The organism is Pseudomonas sp. 2822-17 (assembly GCF_002742485.1).
GTDB classification, from domain to species: Bacteria; Pseudomonadota; Gammaproteobacteria; order Pseudomonadales; family Pseudomonadaceae; genus Aquipseudomonas; species Aquipseudomonas cyclaminis.
This window is the reverse complement of sequence record NZ_LJRZ01000291.1, coordinates 1-2,294: the sequence shown is the minus strand read 5'-3', so window position 1 is coordinate 2,294 and position 2,294 is coordinate 1. Positions and strand designations below refer to the sequence as shown.

General features: G+C 59.5%; 1 protein-coding gene. It reads right to left on the bottom strand.

Annotated features, from left to right (window positions below; translation table 11 throughout):
• Positions 1–2,294, bottom strand: a 2,294-nt coding sequence (locus AOA60_RS32605; RefSeq protein WP_158235022.1) for a hypothetical protein, incomplete at both ends; no start/stop codon positions are given.

The window sequence follows — 2,294 nt, the reverse complement described above, 5'->3', positions numbered from 1 at the left end:
GTCAGATTTTCACGCGGCGTTTCTTCGTCACGGGCGTTGAAGGTACCGGCGACGGTGCCTGCTTCGGCGGTGTTTTCGACGATAGTGGTCGGCGTGATATCGATCAGTGGAACGTCGTTAACCAGGGTCACAGTCGGCTGGCCTTCGCCAGTAGAACTGAGGCCACCGGCGTCGGTGACGGTCAGGTCGATCTTCGGCAGCTGATTGCCAGCGTTGACGAATTCGGCGCCTTTGGCGGTCAGGACGACGTCGCTGCCGGAGATGGCGTAGTAGCCGTCTGCGTTGGTGCCAGCAGTGAAGCTGATCGTCAGGTTTTCACGCGGGGTTTCTTCGTCACGGGCGTTGAAGGTACCGGCGACGGTGCCTGCTTCGGCGGTGTTTTCAACGATGGTGGTCGGCGTGATGTCGATCAGTGGTACGTCGTTGACCAGGGTTACAGTCGGCTGGCCTTCGCCGGTGGAGCTGAGGCCACCGGCGTCGGTGACGGTCAGGTCGATCTTCGGCAGCTGGTTGCCAGCGTTGACGAATTCGGCGCCTTTGGCGGTCAGGACCACGTTATTGCCGGAGATGGCGTAGTAACCGTCGGCGTTGGTGCCGGTGGTGAAGCTGATGGTCAGATTTTCACGCGGAGTTTCTTCGTCACGTGCGTTGAAGGTACCGGCGATGGTGCCTGCTTCGGCGGTGTTTTCGACGATGGTGGTCGGCGTGATGTCGATCAGTGGAACGTCGTTGACCAGGGTCACAGTCGGCTGGCCTTCGCCGGTAGAGCTGAGGCCACCAGCGTCAGTAACAGTCAGGTCGATTTTCGGTAGCTGATTACCCGCGTTTACGAATTCGGCGCCTTTAGCGGTCAGGACCACGTTATTGCCGGAGATGGCGTAGTAGCCGTCGGCGTTGGTGCCTGCGGTGAAGCTGATCGTCAGGTTTTCGCGTGGGGTTTCTTCGTCACGCGCGTTGAAGGTACCGGCGACGGTGCCCACTTCGGCCGTGTTTTCAACGATGGTGGTCGGCGTTACATCAATCAACGGTACGTCGTTGACCAGCGTTACGGTCGGCTGACCTTCGCCGGTGGAGCTGAGGCCACCAGCGTCGGTGACAGTCAGATCGATCTTCGGCAGTTGGTTACCCGCGTTGACGAATTCGGCGCCTTTGGCGGTCAGGACCACGTTATTGCCGGAGATGGCGTAGTAGCCGTCGGCGTTGGTGCCAGCGGTGAAGCTGATCGTCAGATTTTCGCGTGGGGTTTCTTCGTCACGGGCGTTGAAAGTACCGGCGACGGTGCCTGCTTCGGCGGTGTTTTCGACGATGGTGGTCGGTGTGATGTCGATCAGTGGAACGTCGTTGACCAGGGTTACGGTCGGCTGACCTTCGCCGGTGGAGCTGAGGCCACCAGCGTCGGTAACGGTCAGGTCGATTTTCGGCAACTGATTACCAGCGTTGACGAATTCGGCACCTTTTGCAGTCAGGACCACGTTATTGCCGGAGATGGCGTAGTAGCCGTCGGCGTTGGTGCCGGTGGTGAAGCTGATCGTCAGGTTTTCGCGTGGGGTTTCTTCGTCACGCGCGTTGAAGGTACCGGCGACGGTGCCCACTTCGGCGGTGTTTTCAACGATGGTGGTCGGCGTTACATCAATCAACGGTACGTCGTTGACCAGCGTTACGGTCGGCTGACCTTCGCCGGTGGAGCTGAGGCCACCAGCGTCAGTGACAGTCAGATCGATCTTCGGCAGTTGGTTACCCGCGTTAACGAACTCTGCACCTTTCGCGGTCAGGACAACGTTGTTGCCAGAAATTGCGTAGTAGCCGTCGGCGTTGGTACCAGCGGTGAAGCTGATCGTCAGGTTTTCGCGTGGGGTTTCTTCGTCACGCGCGTTGAAGGTACCGGCGACGGTGCCTGCTTCGGCGGTGTTTTCGACGATGGTGGTCGGTGTGATGTCGATCAACGGAACGTCGTTAACCAGGATCACAGTCGGCTGGCCTTCGCCGGTGGAGCTGAGGCCACCAGCGTCGGTGACAGTCAGGTCGATTTTCGGCAACTGGTTGCCAGCGTTAACGAACTCTGCACCTTTTGCAGTCAGGACCACGTTGTTGCCAGAGATGGCGTAGTAGCCGTCTGCGTTGGTGCCGGCGGTGAAGCTAATGGTCAGGTTTTCGCGCGGGGTTTCTTCGTCACGTGCGTTGAAGGTACCGGCGACGGTGCCTGCTTCGGCGGTGTTTTCGACGATGGTGGTCGGCGTGATGTCGATCAGTGGAACGTCGTTGACCAGGGTCACAGTCGGCTGGCCTTCGCCGGT